This is a genomic window from Sphingobium sp. EP60837 (assembly GCF_001658005.1).
GTDB lineage: Bacteria > Pseudomonadota > Alphaproteobacteria > Sphingomonadales > Sphingomonadaceae > Sphingobium > Sphingobium tyrosinilyticum.
In genome coordinates, this window is record NZ_CP015986.1 from 698,887 (window position 1) to 719,438 (window position 20,552).

Consider the following 20,552-nt stretch of genomic DNA (forward strand, 5'->3'; position numbering starts at 1 on the left):
ATTCGGGACTTTGGTTCCCTAGCACAGAAAAGTGAGCGGCCTCATGTTCACCCTTGTTGCAGCTACCGTTTTCTTCGCGGCCTTCTTGCTGGCCGCTGGCACGATCCTGGGCATGTTCGCACTCTATCGCGACAAGATGATCGCCGCTCTGCTGTTCGAACCTATCCCGCAGGAGGCGCCGGTTTACCGCCTGCGGATCAGCCGCCGCCGGGCAGAGCCGCGTTCCACCGTCTCCGTCCGCCCGATAGCTGCCGGCATCCTCACCGCCTGATCGGATCAAGCGTTGGCGGCTGGCGCTTGCTGCCGGCGCACCCGCGCATAGGACATCATCCCGAACGGTATGGTGGTCAGATAGATGGCGCATATGAAGAGCAATGTGAGCCACGGATCGGTGATCAGCAGCGCAGCTAGCAGCCCTGCAACTGCAATTGCTTCCAGCCGGATCCGCTTGCGCAAGCGGAGCGCCGACCAGCTATAGGTGGCGATGTTGGATATCATCAGGAAGGCCGTGAAGGCGGTCCATGGCGCGACGACATACCAGGCCCGGAATATCTCCTGCCCCGTCACCAGCCACAGATAGAGCGGCACGAATGCCAGGCCAGCGCCCGCTGGAGCCGGCACGCCGGTCAGGAAACCTGCGGACTTATGGGGCTGCTCGTCCGCATCAATGTTCGCGTTGAACCGCGCCAGCCGCAGCGCGCAGGACAAAGCATGGGCCAGCGCGAAGATCCAGCCGAACTTGGGCATAGCGTGCAACGACCATAGATAAAGGGTCAGGGCCGGCGCGACGCCAAAGGCGATCGAATCAGACAGCGAATCCAGTTCTGCCCCGAATCGGCTTTCTCCACGAAGCAGCCGGGCGATCCGCCCATCCAGCCCGTCCAGAACTCCGGCGATCAGGATGGACAGTACCGCCCTCTCCCACTCGCCCGATATGCCGTAGCGAACGCCGGTCAGGCCAAAGCAGAGCGCCATCGCCGTAACAGCATTGGGCGCGACCATCCGCAACGTGATGCCCCGGCGAAGCCCTCGCGGAATGGTGCGCCGCTGCCTCATTGCTGGATGCCCGAAATGACGCGCATGTCGCCAATCTGGCCCAGGATGGTTTCGCCCGCCACCGTCCTCTGCCCCAGCACCACACGCGGTGCGGTTCCTGCGGGCAGATAGACATCGACGCGACTGCCGAAACGGATCAGGCCGATACGCTGCCCCGCCGCGATCATGTCGCCAGGTTTCACGAACGGCACGATCCGACGCGCCACCAGCCCCGCAATCTGGGTAAAGCCGACCCGCAACCCATCATGCCGCTCGACCAGGATATGCTGCCGTTCGTTATCCTCGCTCGCCTTGTCGAGGTCGGCGTTCAAGAACTTACCGGAGATATAAACGACCGACTTCACGGTCCCGCCGATCGGCGTGCGGTTGATGTGGACATCGAACACACTCATGAAGATCGAAACGCGGACCATCGGCTGATCGCCCAGTCCGTCCGCTCCCGCCATCTCGCGGGGCGGCGGCACGCGCTGGATCAGCGTCACAAGCCCATCGGCAGGCGCGACGATCGCGCGCTCATCCTGCGGCACCGCGCGCACCGGATCGCGGAAGAAGGCGAACACCCAAATCGTCACCATCACCATCAGCCAACCGGGAATCTCCCAGCCCACCAGGAACAGCACCAGTGTGATCGCCGCAGCGATCAGGCCAAATTTCATCCCTTCGGCATGCACCGAAGGGAAGCGCCACTTCACATTGCCGCCCAAAGCGACGGTGATTTCGTCATTTTCCATGGCATCCGTCTTTAGGCACAGTCCCATGCGGTGACAACGGCCGATACCGCCTCTGGTGCCGGTGGACACGGATGCTCGGCAAAAGCCATTGCGCAGTTGAACATTGCCGCCGCTTTCCCTAGGGCGTGTCGCAAATTCCAACCGAACCAAGAAGGCGAAAGAGGCGCATGGCGAAGATCAAGGTCAAAAACCCTGTCGTGGAGATCGACGGCGACGAAATGACGCGGATCATCTGGCAATGGATCCGTGAGCGCCTTATCCTTCCCTATCTCGACATCGACCTGAAATATTACGACCTCAGCGTCGAAAAGCGCGACGAGACCAACGATCAGATCACCGTCGATTGCGCCAATGCGATCAAGCAATATGGCGTCGGCGTGAAGTGCGCCACCATCACCCCCGACGAAGCACGCGTCGAGGAATTCAACCTCAAGCAGATGTGGAAGTCGCCCAACGGCACGATCCGCAACATCCTGGGCGGCGTCGTCTTCCGCGAACCGATCGTCATCAAGAACGTCCCTCGCCTGGTTCCGGGCTGGACCGATCCGATCGTGATCGGCCGTCACGCGTTCGGCGACCAGTACCGCGCCACCGACTTCCTCGTCCCCGGCCCCGGCAAGCTGCGCATGGTGTGGGACGGCGAAAATGGCGAGAAGATCGAGAAGGACGTCTTCACCTTCCCCAGCCCCGGCGTCGCCATGGGCATGTACAACCTTGACGATTCGATCCGCGATTTCGCCCGCGCCAGCATGAACTATGCGCTCGATCGGGGATGGCCGCTGTATCTCTCGACCAAGAACACCATCCTCAAGGCCTATGACGGCCGCTTCAAGGATCTGTTCCAGGAAGTGTTCGACGCCGAATTCGCCGACCAGTTCAAGGCGAAGGACATCGTCTATGAGCACCGCCTGATCGACGACATGGTTGCGTCCGCGCTCAAGTGGAGCGGCAAGTTCGTCTGGGCCTGCAAGAATTACGACGGCGACGTCCAGTCGGACACCGTCGCGCAGGGCTTCGGCTCGCTCGGCCTCATGACTTCGGTCCTGCTCTCGCCCGACGGCAAGACGGTCGAAGCGGAGGCCGCGCACGGCACCGTCACCCGCCACTATCGCCAGCATCAGCAGGGCAAGTCGACCTCGACCAACCCGATCGCGTCGATCTTCGCCTGGACCCAGGGCCTGTCCTTCCGCGGCAAGTTCGACGACACGCCGGAAGTGACCAAGTTCGCCGAAACGCTGGAAAAGGTCTGCATCGAAACCGTTGAAAGCGGCGCGATGACCAAGGATCTGGCGCTGCTGATCGGCCCCGATCAGGCGTGGATGACGACGGAACAGTTCTTCGAACAGATCCGCGTCAACCTCGAAGCTGAAATGGCCAAGTGGAACTGAGAATGCGGAACTGATCCGCTTCTCGGGAATTTCAGTACGGTAACGGAATGAAGGCGGCGCCCCAAGCGCCGCCTTTTTCCATGACGGGAGATCTGAATGACGACCGCGACCAGAAAACGCCTGGAGGTCCGCACCGCGGTCCCATCCGACGTACGCGGCATTCAGCGGCTGATCGCCCGCGTCTATCCCGGCATGTCCAATTATTCGCTGGCCACGCTCCGGGGTCAGATCAACAATTTTCCGGATGGCTGCTTCGTCGCCCTCTACGATAACCGGATCGTCGGCTATTGCGCGACCATGCGCGTCAGCAGGACGATGGCCTTTTCGTTCCATGATTGGGAGGAGATCACGGCCAACGGTTTCGGCACCCGACACAGCGCGGCGGGTGAATGGCTGTACGGCTATGAAATGGCCGTCGATCCCAAATTACGTGGCCTGCGCATCGGCCAGCGCCTCTATGACGAACGCAAGGAACTGGCCGAACAGCTCGACCTGCACGGCATCATCATCGCTGGCCGCATGCCCGGCTACGCGCGCGCTAAACGCCGCGTCGATGGTCCCACCGACTATCTGGACAAGGTGGTCCACGGCAAGCTGCGTGACCAGGTCATCAGCTTCCAGCTCAAGAACCAGTTCGAACCCTTGGGCGTCCTCGAAAATTACCTGCCCGAGGACAAGCAGTCGGACGGTCACGCCGCCCACCTCGTTTGGCGCAATCCTTATGTCGATCCGGATGAAGCCCCCGAAATGCGGGTCCCGCGCGGCGTCGAAAGCGTCCGCCTCGCCACCTGCCAGCTTCAGGCGCGCGCGGTCGAGGATTTCGACGCTTTCATCCGCAACATCGAATATTTCGTCGATGTGGCGGCGGATTACAGGTCCGACTTCATCGTCTTTCCGGAGCTATTCACCCTTCCCCTGCTCTCTTTCGAAACGAAGAAGCTCTCGCCGCTTGAAGCGATCGACAAGCTCACCGGCTATACCCCGCGCCTGACCAAGGAGCTAACGCGGATGGCTCTGGAATATAATATCAACATCATCGGCGGGTCTCACCCGACGCGAGCCGATGATGGCGATATCCAGAATATCGCCTATGTCGCCCTGCGCGACGGTTCGGTTCACACGCAGGAAAAGATCCATCCCACGCCCAACGAAGCCTTCTGGTGGAACATCAAGGGCGGCGATTCGCTGGACGTTATCCAGACCGACTGCGGCCCGATCGGCGTCCTCATCTGCTACGACAGTGAATTCCCCGAACTGGCCCGTCGCCTCGTCGATCAGGGCGCGCGCATTATTTTCGTGCCCTTCTGCACCGACTCTCGCCTGGGCTATATGCGCGTCCGCTACTGTGCGCAGGCCCGCGCGATCGAGAACCAATGCTATGTCGTGATGTCCGGCAATGTCGGCAATCTGCCCAATGTCGATAATATGGACATTCAATATGCACAGAGCGCGATCCTGACGCCCTGCGACCTCCCTTTCGCGCGCGACGGCATCGCGGCGGAATCGACCGAGAATGTCGAAACGCTGACCATGGCCGACGTGAACCTCGCGGACCTCAGCTGGGCCCGCGCGGAAGGCACGGTACGCAACCTGCGCGACCGGCGGTTCGACCTTTACCATATCGATTGGGACAGCAGCCCCGATCACGCTCACGCCCCCAGCGGTGGCCCCGTCCCGGCAGGCGGGCACAATGCGCCGGGCGGTGGGTGATCAGTCGCAAGACGCCTCTCACCGTCACCAACTACCTCAGCAATGCAAGAAGCCGCCCACCACCGTTCGGGCTGAGCCTGTCGAAGCCCCATTCTTCACACCCCGACAAGCCCAAAGCTGCTAAATCCGTCCTCCGGCATCGGGCGACCGGATATGCTCGCGCCGGAATCCCAATCCCACCAGCCGCGCCGGGATCCGCCGCAAAAGCGCAAAGCGATCCAGCAACTTGACCGGCCAGGGCGGCGCGGTCAGCCGCGCATCCGGGTCCAGCAGCGCCCCGATAATCCGGTCATGGGCCATCTTCTGCATCCGCTGGATAATCCGCGTCGGCAGCAGTCGCCGCCGCTGCACCAGAGGCGCGATAGCGTCCACATCCCGCCCCTCGGCCATTGCGCCCGCCATCAAATTCGCCGCCGCCACCGCATCCTGAATAGCTAGGTTGATCCCCACACCGCCAACCGGCGACATGGCGTGGGCCGCATCTCCGATCGCCAGCAGCCCCGGCCGATACCAGCGCGTCAGGCGGTCGAGTGCCACCGACAGCAATTTCACCTGATCCCAGTTCGTCAGGTCCCGCGCCGCTTCCGCCATATCCGGCGCCAGCGTTCCGATCTCGTTCCGAAACGCTTCCAACCCTCTGGCGCGCACGGCATCCGCCTGCCCCTTAGCAAAGACATAGGCGCACTGCCAATAATCGCCCCGGTCGATCTGAACGAACAGCCGCCCGGCTTCGAACACGCCCATGCTTTGATTTTCCGCCGTCTCCCGCTTCGGCAAACCGAACCAGAAAACGTCCATGGGTGCACCGATATCCTCCAGCGGCAGCGCTGCCCCCTCTCGCAACACCGACCGGCGCCCATCCGCCGCAATCACATATTGGGCGGCCACCCTCTCGCCGCCGGCGAGCAGCACGGCATTGACGCGCCCGCTGCCGTCATAGCCAAGCCCTATCGCCTCCGCATTCATGCGCAGGGCAAAACCTGAATAGTGCCGCGCCTCGTCCGCCACGAAATCCAGGAAATCCCACTGCGGCATTAGCGCAATGAAGCGGCTTTCCACCGGCAAACGGCGGAAATCGGCTATGCGCATCCGCCGCCCGGCAATGCGCCCCGACAGTTCGCTGACCTTGTTGTGCGGCCGTTCCAGCAAGCGGTCGCGCAGGCCGAGTTCGCGAAACAGTTCCAGCGTGGAGGGGTGAACCGTATCGCCACGAAAATCGCGCAGGAAATCGCCATGCTTTTCCAGCACAGTGACCGGGACCCCCGCTCGCGCGAACAGCAGGCCAGCCATCATCCCCGCAGGGCCGCCGCCGACGATCACCAGATGAGCGGCCATTGCCCCTCCTGCTTTCAGGAAACATCCGTCCTGCCACAGGGGTTATAACCTGCATGCCTTCGACCGTCATCCGCCGCTTCGATTATGATGCCGCGCAACACCGGCTGGATGTGCAGTTCGTCAGCGGTAGGCGCTATAGCTATCATGACGTGCCGGAAAAGCTGGTCGCCGACATGCGGAAGGCCACGTCGAAGGGCGGCTTCTTCAACCGCCGCATTCGCGACCATTTCCGCTTCACCCGTGAGGAATGAACGAACCGCGTTGGGTCGAGATCGCCTTGAAACCGTTCGCCCTGAGCTTGTCAGAGGGCTTTCTTGGCGAACGGAAAGGCCCTCCGACTGCTTCCGTAGGCTTTACCTCACTCCACCGTCACCGATTTCGCCAGGTTACGCGGCTGATCGACATCCGTGCCCTTCGCGACCGCCACATGATAGGCAAGCAACTGCACCGGCACCGCATAAATCATCGGCGCGATCAGCGGGTGGACCTTGGGCATGGTGATGGTCGCGATGCAGCCCTCGCCCGCAGCCTGAACCCCGTCATAATCGGAAATCAAAATAACCTTGCCGCCGCGCGCCTGCACTTCCTGCATATTGCTGACGGTCTTTTCAAACAGCGGCCCGCTCGGCGCCAGCACGATCACCGGCACCTTGTCGTCGATCAGGGCGATCGGCCCATGCTTCATCTCGCCAGCGGCATAGCCTTCGGCGTGGATATAGCTGATTTCCTTGAGCTTCAGCGCCCCTTCCAGCGCCAGCGGATAGTCCGGGCCACGCCCCAGATACAGCACATCGCGCGCACCCGCGACCAGATGCGCCATATCCTCGATCGACTCGTCATAGGCCAGCGCCCCATTCAGCGCAGCCGGCGCTTCGGACAGGTGCCGCACCAGTTCCTTCTCCGCCTTGGCGTCGAGCCGACCCTTGGCGCGCGCAAGGTTGGCGGCGAACGCGGCCAGCACCGCCAGCTGGCAGGTGAAGGCCTTGGTTGAAGCGACGCCGATTTCCGGCCCCGCATGGGTGGGCAGCAGCAGGTCAGCCTCCCGCGCCATGGTGCTGGTCGGCACGTTGACGACGGCGGCGATCTTCTGCCCCTCCGCGCGGGCATGACGCAGCGCGGCCAGCGTATCAGCCGTCTCCCCGGACTGACTGATGACGATCATCAACCCGCCATCCTCCATCACCGGCGCGCGATAGCGGAACTCGCTCGCCACATCGATATCGACGGGGACGCGGGCGAACTGCTCGATCCAATATTTCGCGACCATCCCCGCATAATAGCTGGTGCCGCAGGCGACGATGGTGACGCGGCGGATCGTTCCCAGGTCGAAATCCGGTATCGGCAGCGAGACCCGGTCCTCCATCCGCTGAAGGTAAGACTTCAGCGTCTGCGCCACCACGACCGGCTGCTCGTAAATCTCCTTGAGCATATAGTGACGATGATTGCCCTTGGAGATCAGCTCGCCAGTGACGCCGGAAATGGTGATGGGTCGCTCGGCGGGGTTGTTGTCCTTGTCGAAAATCTCCGCGCCATCGGCCGTGACGATGACCCAATCGCCCTCCTCCAGATAGGCGATGCGCTGCGTCAGCGGAGCCAGCGCCAGCGCGTCGGAGCCGAGATAGGTCTCGCCCTCGCCATAACCGACCACCAGGGGCGACCCGAGCCGCGCGCCGATCAGCATGTCCGGATGGCTGCGGAACAGGATCGCCAAGGCAAAAGCGCCATGCAGGCGCGGCAGCACTTGGCGGACGGCCTCCTGCGGCGAAGCGCCCTGCTCGACCAGTTCACTCACCAGATGGGCCACGACTTCGGTATCCGTTTCGCTATCGAAACGACGCCCGCGCGCCATCAGTTCCTCACGCAGCGGCTTGAAATTCTCGATGATCCCATTGTGCACCAGCGCCACTTCCTGCGTGGCATGCGGATGCGCATTGTTGGTCGTCGGCGCCCCATGCGTCGCCCAGCGGGTATGTGCGATGCCCGTCGTTCCCGGCAGCGGACAATTCGCTAATTCCTTCACCAGATTGGCAAGCTTGCCTTCCGCCCGCCGCCGCTCGATCGCGCCCTCATAGACCGTCGCAACGCCCGCGCTGTCATAGCCGCGATATTCCAACCTGCGCAGCCCTTCGACAAGTCGCTCCGCCACATCGTCCTTACCGATGATTCCGATGATACCGCACATGAATCCTGAGCCTCAAAGCCATGCAAAGAAAAGAGAAGCGCTGCCTTCCGCCCACCTATGCCATGATCGGCATTCCAGCGACAGGGGCCAGTGTCATTCTGGACGAATTGTCACCAGCCAGACATCCGGCGGTGAGAGCATCCGGATCGGCAGCCCGCTGGTGCCGACGCCAGCCGACACGATCATCGATTTCGCGCCCTCGCGATATAGGCCACAGGCATAGCGCGTACCGAAGCGGGACGGTACATAGACGATTCCGGCAAACGGCAGCGCCACCTGACCACAATGTGTATGCCCCACCAGCGTCAGCAGCGGCCTGTCCGGCAGGGCGGGAAACACATCCGGTCCGTGCGACAGGACGACCTGCGCGCCGCCCAGCTCCTCCATTGCTTGCAAGGTGTCAGGGATGTCAGGCCGGCTCGTATAGATGTCCCGCAGCCCGCCGATCACCAGCGGCCCTCGCCGGACGGCCTCGTTGAGTAGCAACGGGATACCAAGCCGCGCGAACAACTGACGCCATTGCTTGCCATTGATCTTGGCATGACGTTTCGCGTCATGGTTGCCCAGCACCGCCAGCACCCCCAACGGAGCGCGCAGCCCGGCAAAGGGCGCAATGCTCGCTGCTGCGTCGTACGTCGCGCCACCCTTAGGGTCTCCGATATAGTCCCCGCCCAGCAGGATGAGATCGGGCTTTAGTTGGTTTACCTGCCGCACGATCCTTGTCATCCGTTCGGGGCTGTTGTCCGGCCCGGACAGGTGACTGTCCGTCAACAATGCTACTGTCACGGGCTGCCGCATCGCACCCGCGGGATAGGGCAGCGCGATCTCCATGCGCCGCACCACCGGCATGACGCGGGCATTGTCGAAAAGCCACAAGGCAAAGCCGGTCAGCAGCAGGCAGGGCAGCAGCAAGGCCCAGACGCAGCCCCGGCGGCTAAAAAGACGCGTCACTTGGCGGCTTTGCGCGCCTGCATTTTTGCCCGGAAGCGTGCTGCCCAGCCTGGCTTCCCCTCCTGCACAGGACGAACAAGACAGAGCGCGTCGGCCTCTACCTCCTGCGTCACGACGCTGCCTGCGCCCACGATTGCCCCCTCGCCGATCTTCACCGGCGCGACCAGCGCGCTGTTCGAGCCGATGAAGGCGCCTGCGCCAATCTCCGTTTTATATTTGAAGAAGCCATCATAATTGCAGGTGATCGTACCCGCCCCAATGTTCGCGCCGGTCCCAATGCTGGCATCGCCGATATAGGACAGGTGGTTGACCTTCGCGCCCTCGCCCAGTTCCGCCTTTTTGACTTCGACGAAATTGCCGACCTTCGCCTTGGCGCCGATCTTCGCTCCTGGGCGCAGCCGTGCATAAGGGCCGATCTCCGCGCCCGTCCCGATTGTCGCCCCTTCAAGGTGCGAAAAGGCGCGGATCACCACATTATCGGCGACCGTTACACTGGGTCCAAACACGACATTGGGCTCGATCACCACATCGCGGCCCAGCGCCGTATCATAGGCGAAAAACACGGTCTCTGGTGCGATCAGCGTCGCGCCGTCGCGCATAGCCTCACTGCGCCGCCGGTCCTGCCACGCAGCCTCGATCACCGCCTGCTCCGCCCGGCTATTGACGCCAGCCACCTCCCACGCCTCCGTTTCGATGACTGCGCTTTGCGTTCCGGGCAGCATGATGATGTCGGGCAGATAATATTCACCCGCCGCATTGTTGTTGCCGATCTTGTCCAGCAACACGAAGAGATCGGTCGATCGCACCGCCATCAGGCCGGAGTTGCACAGCGTCACCGCACGCTCAGCAGCGTCTGCATCCTTATATTCGACCATCTTGCCGATGATGCCCTGACCATTGGTGATGATCCGGCCATAGGCCCCGGCATCTTCCGGCCGGAAGCCCAGAACCACGGCGCGCAGTTCATCCCCCAGGTTCAGCCGGTCCAGCATCGCCCGCATCGTCTCAGGCCGGACCAGCGGCACATCGCCATAGAGGATCAGGATATCGCCCGCAAAACCAGCGAGCGCGTCATGCGCCTGCGCGACGGCATGGCCCGTGCCCAGTTGATGCTCCTGCACCGCGATCACCGCACCGGTGCCTGCCACAGCCGCTTCCACCTGATCACGGCCAGCCCCGACAACCACCACCTGCCGCTCGGGGTCAAGCTCTGCGATACTGCTGAGCAGGTGCAGCAGCATCGGCCGGCCCGCGACGGGGTGCAGCACCTTGTGCTTGGCCGATTTCATTCGCGTACCCTGCCCGGCGGCAAGGATGATGACGGCGAGTGGGCGGGTGGCGGTCACGGCGGACGCGTCCTCTTCTTGGGTGAAAAGATCGATAAATCTCATCGCTCTCTGCCACGTTTGACTTGCCTTTGCCACCGCGCAGACCGCATGAGCCGCCGATGACCAGCATTCCTTTTGACATAGTAGGCTTCGACCTTGACGGCACCTTGCTCGACACCAGCGGCGACCTGGCGGCTGCCGTCAATTATGCGATCGCGACGGATGGCCGCCCGCCCTTTCCCGTCGATGCGATCCGCCCTTTCGTTGGCAAGGGCGCGAAGGTCATGCTGGAGCGCGCGCTGACGGCGTCCGGCGGCTATGATGATGATCTGCTGGCGAGGATGCTGCCGATCCTGCTCGATTATTATGAGCAAAACCTCGCCATCCATTCCATACCCTATCCGGGTTTGTTGGAAGCGATGACGGCGCTAGAGCAGGCAGGCTTGAAGCTCGCCATTTGCACGAACAAGGCGGAACGCTTCACCATTCCACTGCTTCACCAGATCGGCCTGTCAGACCGTTTCGCCAGCGTCGTGGGCGGCGACACGCTAGGTGTAGCAAAGCCTGATCCTGCCCCCATTCACGAAATGATCGCACGCGCGGGCGGCGGCCGCACCATCTTCCTGGGCGACACGATCAACGACATCGCGGGCGCGCGCAATGCGGGCATTCCCAGTATCGCGGTCAGCTTCGGTTTCCTCGATGGCCCTGTCGAACAACTGAAGGCGGACGCCGTCATCCATCATTTCGATGAGTTGCTGCCGCTCCTGAAAAACTGGCTGGGTGGACCTGCGTGACGGCCGTTAGTCCAACGGACCAACATCTCATCGATTTTGGAAGTATTTGTTAAGTCAGGCCTTATACCGCGTCCCGCACGGCAGCCTTGTGCCCGGCATCTTACCGTCAACCAGATAGAGGGCAGACAGCATGGGCGAGAACTACGCTTTCTTCCTGCCGGTGATGATGGCGAGCTTCGGGGTCGTTTTCCTGATCGTCTGGGGTTGGCATGTGCGTGCGGCAGGCTGGTGGAGCGCGGCTTTTTTCTGCATCGCCGCGGGCTTTTCCGCGCCTGCCGGCTTCGCGGCGATCCCTACACCGCTGGGGAGCATTATCGCCGATCTGCTGTTCGCGACCGGCTTTTTGCTTTTCAGCCAGGCGCTATTGCAACGCTGGCGGCCATCCTGGCTCTTGCCGGTTCGGCTAAGTATCTGGGGCGGTTCGCTACTGCTCTGTGTCATCGCGAATATTGTCGATAATTTGCCCCTTGAGCTGGTTGCATCGGACTTCGGATGCTTCCTCCTTATCGCACTCCCGCTCATCGCCGCGAAAGGCCATTTGCGTGGGGGTGCGGATCGAGCGCTGTTCGCTGCGGCATGTCTTGTCGCCTTGGACAATCTTGTGCGCGGCAGCACCGTCCCCCTTACTCTTTCTGCCGGCAGTGACTTCCTCACCAGCAATTATGCCTATCTGATGCAAGCGCTGGCCTGCATTTTCGGACTGTTTCTAGCGCTTTCCGCGCTGGCGACGCAGGTGATTGATTTGCTGGGCCGCTATCAACGCGAGGCGATGATCGATCCTCTTTCGGGTTTGTTCGACCGCCGCGGCTTTGATGACGCAGTCGCCAGGATCGAAGCGGAAGGTGGGCATGGTGGTAGCCTCATCGTCTGCGACATCGATCATTTTAAAGCCGTCAACGACGAATATGGACACGCACTCGGCGACTCGGTGATCAGCGCGCTGTCTCAACTGATCATCGCGGCCGCACCGCCCGGCGCCATTGCCGCGCGCTTTGGCGGGGAGGAATTTGTCCTGTTCCTCCCGGGCACGAACGCGGCCCGGGCTGCGGAGGTCGCCAACGACCTGCGGGAAAGCTTTACTCGAACGGTGGCGGTTACGCTGCAACTTGCGCATGTGCTGACCGCCAGCTTCGGGCTTTCCACCGTGCAGCGGAGCGACCGATCGATCCACGACGCTATCGCGCGCGCTGACGAGGCACTCTACGAAGCGAAATCACGCGGTCGCAACCGGGTCTGCGTTCGGCGCGCCCTCTCTTCGCCGGCTGCGGAACCCGTCTTCCCTCAGCGGATCGTCAGCGCTTGAAAAAGAAAAGGGCCACCCGAAAGGCGGCCCTTTAACCTCGACTGAGAGGTCGAGACAGCGATCACATGTGGATCGGCTTGCCCGTCACCGCCATCGCGGCTTCCTTGATCGCTTCGCTATGCGTTGGGTGCGCGTGGCAGGTATAGGCGATGTCCTCGCTCGAAGCGCCGAACTCCATAGCCTGCGCCGCCTGCGCGATCATCGTGCCGGCTACCGTCGCGATCACCCACACGCCCAGAACCTTGTCGGTTTCAGCGTCGGCAATGACCTTCACGAAGCCATCAGGCTCATGATTGGTCTTGGCCCGGCTGTTCGCCAGCATCGGGAACTTACCGACCTTGATCGCGCCACGCTCCTTGGCGGCTTCCTCGGTCAGGCCCACGCCCGCTATTTCAGGCTTGGTATAGACGACCGAGGGGATCACATCATGATTCACGATGCCGGTCAGGCCCGCGATATTCTCCGCGACGGCAATGCCTTCGTCCTCGGCTTTGTGCGCCAGCATTGGCCCGGGGATCACGTCGCCGATCGCCCAGACGCCGGGCGCCTTGGTCGCGAAATCATGATCGGTCTCAATTTGGCCGCGAGCGTTCAGTTCTAGGCCGATCTTGTCGAGGCCCAGGCCATCCGTATTCGGGCGACGACCGATCGACACCAGCACGACATCCGCTTCGATCGTTTCCGAAGCACCACCGGCGGCGGGCTCGACCGTTAAGGTGACGCCCTTCTTGTGCGCCTCCGCGCCGGTCACCTTGGTGCCAAGCTTATATTCAAAGCCCTGCTTCTTGAATATCTTGTTCGCCTCTTTGCGAACTTCACCATCCATGCCGGGCAGGATCTGGTCGAGAAACTCGACCACTGTGACCTTCGAACCCAGCCGACGCCACACGGAACCCAGTTCCAGCCCGATGACGCCGCCGCCGATGACGACAAGATGATCAGGGACTTTGTCGAGTTCCAGTGCGCCAGTGGAATCGACGATCAGGCCCTTCTGGTTATCGACTTCAACGCCCGGCAGCGGTGTGACGGATGAGCCGGTCGCGATGATAATGTTCTTGGCGGTCACGGACTTGCCCGCGACGTCAACAGTGTTCGGTCCAATGAAGCTGGCGAGCCCCTTCAACCAATCGACCTTGTTCTTCTTGAACAGGAATTCGACGCCGCCGGTCAGACCCTTCACCGCATCCTTGCGCTGGCCCTGCATGGTGTCGAGGTCCAGGCTCATCTTGTCGATCTTGACGCCCAGCTTGGCGAGCGCGCCGCCGGCCGCTTCCTCATATAGTTCCGAAGCGTGCAGCAGCGCCTTGGACGGGATGCAGCCGACATTGAGGCAGGTGCCGCCAAGCGTGTTGCGGCTCTCGGCGCAAGCGGTCTTGAGGCCCAACTGTGCCGCGCGGATCGCAGCGACATAGCCGCCCGGGCCAGCGCCGATCACCAGAACGTCGTAATCGAAGTCTGCCATAACAATCTCCGTTCGCCCCGAGCCTGTCGAAGGGCCTCACTTCTTCTTTTGTCCTTCGCAAAAAGGACGGGGCTTCGACAGGCTCAGCCCGAACGGAACGATAGGGCTGCCCCTTACAGGTCGATCAGCAGGCGGGTCGGATCCTCGATCGCATTCTTGACCGCAACCAGGAAGGTCACGGCTTCACGACCATCGATCAGGCGATGATCATAGCTGAGCGCCAGATACATCATCGGACGGATGACGATCTCACCGTTGCGGACGACCGGACGGTCCTCGATCCGGTGAAGGCCCAGCACCGCCGATTGCGGGGGATTGATGATCGGGCTCGACAAGAGCGACCCGAACACGCCGCCATTGGAGATGGTGAAGGTGCCCCCCTTCATATCTTCCATGGTCAGCGCGCCTTCCTTGGCCTTCTTGCCGAAGTTGCCAATCGTCTTTTCAATATCTGCGACGCTCAGGCTTTCCGCATTACGGATGACCGGCACGACCAGACCGTTCGGCGCCGACACAGCCACCGAAATGTCGGCAAAGTTGTTATAGACGATCTCGTCGCCCTCGATCTGTGCGTTGACGCCGGGAATGTCGCGCAGCGCCATGCAGACGGCCTTGGTGAAGAAGCCCATGAAGCCGAGGCGAACGCCGTGCTTCTTTTCGAACAGATCCTTATATTTCGCGCGCGCCTCGATGACGTTGGTCATATCGACGTCATTATAGGTGGTGAGGAGCGCCGCGTTGTTCTGGGCTTCCTTGAGACGCTTGGCGACGGTCTGGCGCAAGCGGGTCATCTTGACGCGCTCCTGCTTGCGGCTGGGGCCAGCAGCCGGTGCTTCAGCAGCGGGCGCGGGGGCAGAAACCGAAGCGGTCGCCTTGGCCGTGCCCGCGGCAACGGCGGCCATGACATCGTCCTTGGTCAGGCGACCGTCCTTGCCGGTGCCCTTGATCTTGCTGGGATCGAGACCATGCTCCAGCACCAGCCGGCGCACGGCAGGTGAAAGCGTCAGGTTGCCACCCTCATCGTCGTCTGCGGAGGCCGAAGCGGTAGGCGCTGGCATTGCAGCTTCCGCCTTCGCGGCGGGAGCCGGAGCAGCCGCCGAGGGGGGAGCTGCTGAAGCGCCCTCATTGATCATCGCCAGCAATGCGCCGACATTCACCGTATCGCCTTCTTTGGCGATGATGTCGCCTAGCGTACCAGCGACCGGCGCAGGCACGTCAACCGCAACCTTGTCGGTTTCCAGGCTGACGATCGGCTCGTCGGCTTTGACGGCCTCACCGGGTTTCTTAAGCCACTGGCCAACGGTTGCTTCGGTGACGGATTCGCCCAGGGTGGGAACTTTGACTTCGGTTGCCATGAGCTGTGTCAGCCTTTCTTCTGGCGGCGGATTTCTTCACGAACGCTGTGGCCCAGCGCATCGGCGACGAGGGCGCCCTGCTCGGCGACATGGCGCTTGGCGAGGCCCGTGGCGGGCGAAGCGGCAGCCTTGCGGCCCGCATAGCGCGCGCGCATCGGCGCCTTGCCAGCCTGCGCCAACGCTTCCTCGACATAGGGTTCCACGAAGAACCAGGCGCCATTGTTGCGCGGCTCTTCCTGGCACCAAACCACATCTTCCAGGCTGGTCATGCGTTTGATGCGCGTGGCCAGCGCTTCGGTGGCGAACGGATAGATTTGTTCGATACGAACAATCTGAACATCCGTGTCACCGGCCGCGTCGCGCGCTTCGAGCAGGTCATAGAAGACCTTCCCCGAGCAGAGCACCAGGCGGCGGGTATCCGCATCAGCCGCCCCGTTAGGGTCCGACAGGATCCGCTTGAAGTGCGTCTCGCCCAGGAAGTCCTCGGCCTTGCTCACCGCCAGCTTGTGACGCAGCAGCGACTTGGGCGCCATGATGATCAACGGCTTGCGGAAAGGCCGCAGCATCTGACGACGCAGGACATGGAAATAGTTCGCAGGGGTCGTGATGTTCGCGACCTGGATATTTCCCTCGGCGCAAAGCTGCAGGAAGCGTTCCAGACGCGCCGAGCTATGTTCCGGACCCTGCCCTTCATAGCCATGCGGCAACAGGCAAACGAGACCATTGGAACGCAGCCACTTGGTTTCCGACGAAGCGATATACTGATCGAACACGATCTGCGCACCGTTGGCGAAATCGCCGAACTGAGCTTCCCAGAGCACGAGACTCTTGGGATCGGCCAGCGCAAAGCCATATTCAAAGCCTAGCACGCCATATTCGGAAAGCGGCGAATCCAGCACTTCGAAGCGGCCGTGCGGCACGGTCGAGAGCGGGATATATTTATTCTCGCTGTCCTGATCGATCCAGACGGCGTGACGCTGGCTGAACGTGCCGCGACCGGAGTCCTGGCCCGACAGGCGAACGCCATAGCCTTCCGACAGCAGCGAGCCAAACGCCAACGCTTCGCCGGTCGCCCAGTCGAAGTTCACACCGTTCTTGAACATCTCGGCTTTGGCTTCGATCACGCGCTTCAGCGTCTTGTGGACGTTGAGCCCTTCGGGAACCGTGGTCAGCGTCTTGCCCAGGCTATCGAACAGTTTCTGGCTGATCGCGCTTTCGACATTCTGCCGCGCGGTTTCGGCGTCGGCGGGCTTGTGCAGGCCCGACCAGCGACCCGCGAACCAGTCAGCCTTATTGGCCTTGTAGCTCTTTGCCGCTTCGAACTCTTCCTCAAGCTGGTTGACGAAATCGCCCGTTACCTTGTTGACGAAATCATCATCAACCACGCCTTCCGCCTTCAGCCGAGCCGAATAGACATCGCTGACGGGAGGATGCTGGCGGATCTTCGCGTACATCTGCGGTTGGGTGAAGCTCGGCTCGTCGCCTTCATTGTGACCGAAGCGGCGATAGCACCACATGTCGATCACGATGTCGCGATGGAAGGTCTGGCGATATTCGATTGCCAGCTTGCATGCGAAGGTCACAGCTTCCGGATCGTCGCCATTGACGTGCAGGATCGGCGCCTGGACGCCCTTCGCCACGTCGCTCGGATAGGGAGATCCGCGCGAAAATTGGGGCGAGGTCGTAAAGCCGATCTGGTTGTTGACGATGAAGTGGATGCAGCCGCCGGTATTGTAGCCGGAAACCCCCGAAAAGCCCAGGCATTCCCAAACGATGCCCTGCCCGGCGAAAGCAGCGTCGCCGTGGATCAGCACGGGCAGAACCTGCTCATGCTTGCCCAAGTCGTCACGGAAGGTCTGCTGCGCACGGACCTTGCCCAGAACCACCGGATCGACCGTTTCCAAGTGCGACGGGTTGGGCACCAGCGACATATGCACCTTGATGCCGTCGAACTCACGGTCGGTCGATGTGCCGAGGTGATATTTGACGTCGCCCGAACCACCAACATCCTCGGGATTGGCCGTACCACCGGAAAATTCATGGAAGATGACGCGGAAGCCCTTGGCCATCACATTGGCGAGCACGTTCAGGCGGCCCCGATGGGCCATGCCGTAAACAATCTCGCGCACGCCCAGCGCGCCGCCATGTTTGATGATCGCTTCGAGCGCGGGAATCATGGACTCGCCGCCATCCAGGCCGAAACGCTTGGTGCCGACATATTTGCGGCCCAGGAATTTTTCGTACTGCTCGCCCTGAATCACCTTCGACAGGATCGCCTTCTTGCCCTCAGGCGTGAAGTGGATCTCCTTGTCCTTGCCTTCCAGCCGGTCCTGGAGGAACACGCGTTCCTCGACATCGGCGATGTGCATATATTCCAGGCCAACATTGCCGCAATAATTGGCGCGCAGGATGGCAACGATTTCGCGCACGGTCGCATATTGCAGGCCCAGCGTACCGCCGAGATAGATCTTCTTCTCTAAGTCGGTAAGGCCGTGATATTCGGGCGTCAGGTCGGCCGGAAGTTCACGATGGGTCAGCCCCAGGGGATCGAGATTAGCCGCCAGGTGGCCACGCACGCGATAAGTGCGGATCAGCAGCTGCGCCCGGATAGCATCGTCAGCCGCGCTGACCGCGTCCGCATCTGACACCGCCTTGCCCGATGCCTTGGCGGCGGCCTTCACCGCCACCTGCATCTGCGTCGGGTCAAGCGCGCCGGTCAGATCATCCGTGTCCGTCAGCGGCCAGTTCGGGCGCGCCCAGCTAGGCCCGCGCTCCGTCTCAAAATCCTGGTTTTCGTAACCCATCTCATGCGTCCCATGCCGACCGCGTGCAGTCGCGGAGCGGGGTAACGAGCGGCCGGGGTGCAGCCCGGCCGCCCTGTCTGCTTTGACTTAGCCCTTGAGCACTTCGACGAGCGTCGAGCCCAGTTCGGACGGGCTGGCCGCAACCTTGATGCCAGCCGCTTCCATTGCCGCGATCTTGCTCTCAGCGTCGCCCTTGCCGCCCGATACGATCGCGCCAGCATGGCCCATGCGGCGGCCCGGAGGCGCCGTACGGCCAGCGATGAAGCCAGCCATCGGCTTCTTGCGGCCGCGCTTAGCTTCGTCGATCAAGAACTGAGCAGCCTGCTCTTCAGCATCGCCGCCGATTTCGCCGATCATGATGATCGATTCGGTCGCGTCGTCGGCCAGGAACAGCTCAAGGACGTCGATGAAGTTGGTGCCGTTGACAGGGTCACCGCCGATGCCGACCGCCGTGGTCTGGCCCAGGCCAGCGTTCGAGGTCTGGAACACCGCTTCATAGGTCAGGGTGCCGGATCGCGACACGACGCCAACCGAGCCCTTCTTGAAGATGCTGCCGGGCATGATGCCGATCTTGCATTCATCGGGGGTGAGAACGCCAGGGCAGTTCGGACCGATGAGGCGCGACTTGCTGCCGGACAGGGCGCGCTTCACGCGGACCATGTCGAGCACCGGAATACCTTCGGTGATGCAGACGATCAGCGGGATTTCGGCATCGATCGCTTCCAGGATCGAGTCAGCCGCGAACGGCGGCGGAACATAGATGACCGACGCATCGGCGCCCGTCTTCGACTTGGCTTCCGCGACGGTGTCGTACATTGGCAGGCCGATATGGCTCGTGCCGCCCTTACCCGGCGTGACGCCCGCAACCATCTGCGTACCATAGGCCAACGCCTGTTCGGTGTGGAAGGTGCCGGTGGCGCCGGTCATACCCTGAGTGATGACCTTGGTGTTCTTGTTCACCAGAATGGACATGTCAGTCCCTTTACATTCTGTGGACGTGGCACTTCAGATGGAAGGCAGCATGCCCCAGGCTGCTCACTCACCTGGGGCGCACTGGTGCAGCTCTTGGCTCAGGCGAGCGAGGAGTCGATGCCCTTGCAGGCTTCCAGCAGTTCCTTGACCGCGTCGACCGACACCTGGAGGTTGGCCTTGGCCTCGTCGTTCAGCTCGATCTCGACGATCTGCTCGACGCCGTCCTTGCCGATGATCACCGGCACGCCGACATAGAGATTGTCGACACCATACTGGCCGGTCAGGTTCGCGGCGCAGGGCAGCAGGCGCTTCTGGTCGAACAGATAGGCTTCGGCCATCGCGATGCCGCTGGTGGCGGGCGCATAGAAGGCCGAACCGGTCTTGAGCAGCGCGACGATCTCGCCGCCGCCCGAACGGGTGCGCTGGACGATGGCGTCGATGCGCTCTTTGGTGGAGCGGCCCTGCTTGATGAGGTCGGGGATGGGGATCCCCGCAACGGTCGAATATTCGACGACGGGAACCATCGTGTCGCCATGGCCACCGAGCACGAAGCTGTTCACTTCCTTCACCGACACCTGGAACTCTTCAGCCAGGAAGTGGCTGAAGCGCGCGGAGTCAAGGACGCCCGCCATGCCGACGACCTTGTTGTGCGGCAGGCCGGAGAATTCGCGCAGCGCCCATACCATCGCGTCGAGCGGGTTGGTGATGCAGATGACGAAAGCGTTGGGGGCGTTGTTCTTGATGCCCTCACCCACGGCCTTCATGACCTTGAGGTTGATGCCGAGAAGATCGTCGCGGCTCATGCCCGGCTTGCGGGCGACGCCGGCAGTGACGATGATGACGTCTGCGTCCTTGATGTCGGCATAGTCATTGGTGCCGGTGATCTTGGCGTCGAAACCTTCGACCGGGCCGCACTGAGAAAGGTCGAGCGCCTTACCCTGGGGCACGCCTTCGACGACATCGAAGAGGACGATATCGCCCAGACCCTTAAGTGCAGCGAGATGCGCGAGCGTACCACCGATATTGCCAGCGCCGATGAGCGCGATCTTCTTGCGGGCCATAAACAATCATCCTCCAAGCACGGAAAATTGGAATTGCTGGCTCGCTTAAGCCGATCTCATGAAGGATTCAACCAACTAAAAGCCTCCTAGCGGATTTATCTTTGCAACTTATTCGCA

At 61.9% G+C, this 20,552-nt stretch carries 17 protein-coding genes; 6 read left to right on the forward strand and 11 right to left on the reverse strand.

From position 1 onward, the window contains the following. Positions 1-43 precede the first annotated feature (43 nt). Positions 44-271 (forward strand): hypothetical protein, encoded by a 228-nt coding sequence (locus EP837_RS03295; protein ID WP_066524431.1) that lies wholly within the window; start codon positions 44-46, stop codon positions 269-271. Positions 272-276: 5 nt separating this feature from the next. On the opposite strand, the gene EP837_RS03300 is transcribed toward EP837_RS03295, so the two are convergent. Both EP837_RS03300 and EP837_RS03305 read right to left on the reverse strand, forming a co-directional pair. Beyond that, complete coding sequence (locus EP837_RS03300; RefSeq protein ID WP_066524433.1) at positions 277-1,056, reverse strand: CDP-alcohol phosphatidyltransferase family protein; 780 nt, start codon at positions 1,054-1,056, stop codon at positions 277-279. After that, on the reverse strand, positions 1,053-1,787 hold the full coding sequence (locus EP837_RS03305; protein WP_066528596.1) for a phosphatidylserine decarboxylase: 735 nt from the start codon (positions 1,785-1,787) through the stop codon (positions 1,053-1,055). The genes EP837_RS03300 and EP837_RS03305 overlap by 4 nt, the downstream gene beginning before the upstream one ends. A gap of 167 nt (positions 1,788-1,954) precedes the next feature. Between EP837_RS03305 and EP837_RS03310 the strand changes: the two genes are divergently transcribed. Then, positions 1,955-3,175, forward strand: coding sequence for an NADP-dependent isocitrate dehydrogenase (locus EP837_RS03310; RefSeq protein ID WP_066524435.1), 1,221 nt, complete (start codon positions 1,955-1,957; stop codon positions 3,173-3,175). Between the two features lie 96 nt (positions 3,176-3,271). Further along, positions 3,272-4,885: a carbon-nitrogen hydrolase family protein gene (locus tag EP837_RS03315; RefSeq protein WP_066524437.1), complete on the forward strand. Its 1,614-nt coding sequence runs from the start codon at positions 3,272-3,274 to the stop codon at positions 4,883-4,885. 120 nt (positions 4,886-5,005) lie between these two features. Here EP837_RS03315 and EP837_RS03320 read toward each other — a convergent pair whose 3' ends face one another. After that, positions 5,006-6,220 (reverse strand): FAD-dependent oxidoreductase, encoded by a 1,215-nt coding sequence (locus tag EP837_RS03320; protein WP_066524438.1) that lies wholly within the window; start codon positions 6,218-6,220, stop codon positions 5,006-5,008. 53 nt (positions 6,221-6,273) lie between these two features. Here EP837_RS03320 and EP837_RS03325 point away from each other — a divergent pair, with 53 nt between their 5' ends. Further along, entirely contained in the window at positions 6,274-6,471 is a 198-nt protein-coding gene (locus EP837_RS03325) for a KTSC domain-containing protein (RefSeq protein ID WP_066524439.1), read from the forward strand. A gap of 107 nt (positions 6,472-6,578) precedes the next feature. On the opposite strand, the gene glmS is transcribed toward EP837_RS03325, so the two are convergent. The 3 genes from glmS to glmU form a co-directional block, all read right to left on the reverse strand. Further along, positions 6,579-8,402: a glutamine--fructose-6-phosphate transaminase (isomerizing) gene (glmS, locus tag EP837_RS03330; RefSeq protein WP_066524441.1), complete on the reverse strand. Its 1,824-nt coding sequence runs from the start codon at positions 8,400-8,402 to the stop codon at positions 6,579-6,581. 93 nt (positions 8,403-8,495) lie between these two features. Further along, complete coding sequence (locus tag EP837_RS03335) at positions 8,496-9,353, reverse strand: metallophosphoesterase (protein ID WP_066524443.1); 858 nt, start codon at positions 9,351-9,353, stop codon at positions 8,496-8,498. Further along, on the reverse strand, positions 9,350-10,642 hold the full coding sequence (gene glmU, locus EP837_RS03340; RefSeq protein WP_237234883.1) for a bifunctional UDP-N-acetylglucosamine diphosphorylase/glucosamine-1-phosphate N-acetyltransferase GlmU: 1,293 nt from the start codon (positions 10,640-10,642) through the stop codon (positions 9,350-9,352). The genes EP837_RS03335 and glmU overlap by 4 nt, the downstream gene beginning before the upstream one ends. Before the next feature lie 158 nt (positions 10,643-10,800). On the opposite strand from glmU, the gene EP837_RS03345 reads away from it, so the two are divergent. Together EP837_RS03345 and EP837_RS03350 are read left to right on the forward strand one after the other, a co-directional pair. After that, on the forward strand, positions 10,801-11,478 hold the full coding sequence (locus tag EP837_RS03345; RefSeq protein ID WP_066524447.1) for an HAD family hydrolase: 678 nt from the start codon (positions 10,801-10,803) through the stop codon (positions 11,476-11,478). 130 nt (positions 11,479-11,608) lie between these two features. After that, on the forward strand, positions 11,609-12,781 hold the full coding sequence (locus tag EP837_RS03350) for a GGDEF domain-containing protein (RefSeq protein ID WP_066524449.1): 1,173 nt from the start codon (positions 11,609-11,611) through the stop codon (positions 12,779-12,781). A gap of 61 nt (positions 12,782-12,842) precedes the next feature. Here the strand turns inward: EP837_RS03350 and lpdA are convergent, their stop codons facing one another. The 5 genes from lpdA to mdh all read right to left on the reverse strand — a co-directional run bounded on the left by lpdA (position 12,843) and on the right by mdh (position 20,435). Next, a complete protein-coding gene (lpdA, locus tag EP837_RS03355; protein ID WP_066524451.1) occupies positions 12,843-14,243 on the reverse strand; it encodes a dihydrolipoyl dehydrogenase in 1,401 nt (466 codons plus the stop codon). Between the two features lie 113 nt (positions 14,244-14,356). Further along, a complete protein-coding gene (odhB, locus tag EP837_RS03360; protein WP_066524452.1) occupies positions 14,357-15,598 on the reverse strand; it encodes a 2-oxoglutarate dehydrogenase complex dihydrolipoyllysine-residue succinyltransferase in 1,242 nt (413 codons plus the stop codon). An 8-nt stretch (positions 15,599-15,606) separates the two neighbouring features. After that, the gene (locus tag EP837_RS03365; protein ID WP_066524453.1) at positions 15,607-18,402 is read right to left on the reverse strand and encodes a 2-oxoglutarate dehydrogenase E1 component; all 2,796 of its coding nucleotides are present in this window, start codon (positions 18,400-18,402) and stop codon (positions 15,607-15,609) included. An 87-nt stretch (positions 18,403-18,489) separates the two neighbouring features. Further along, positions 18,490-19,374, reverse strand: a complete 885-nt coding sequence (sucD, locus tag EP837_RS03370; RefSeq protein ID WP_066524454.1) for a succinate--CoA ligase subunit alpha — start codon at positions 19,372-19,374, stop codon at positions 18,490-18,492. A 98-nt stretch (positions 19,375-19,472) separates the two neighbouring features. Then, entirely contained in the window at positions 19,473-20,435 is a 963-nt protein-coding gene (gene mdh / locus EP837_RS03375) for a malate dehydrogenase (RefSeq protein ID WP_066524456.1), read from the reverse strand. Positions 20,436-20,552: the final 117 nt, after the last annotated feature.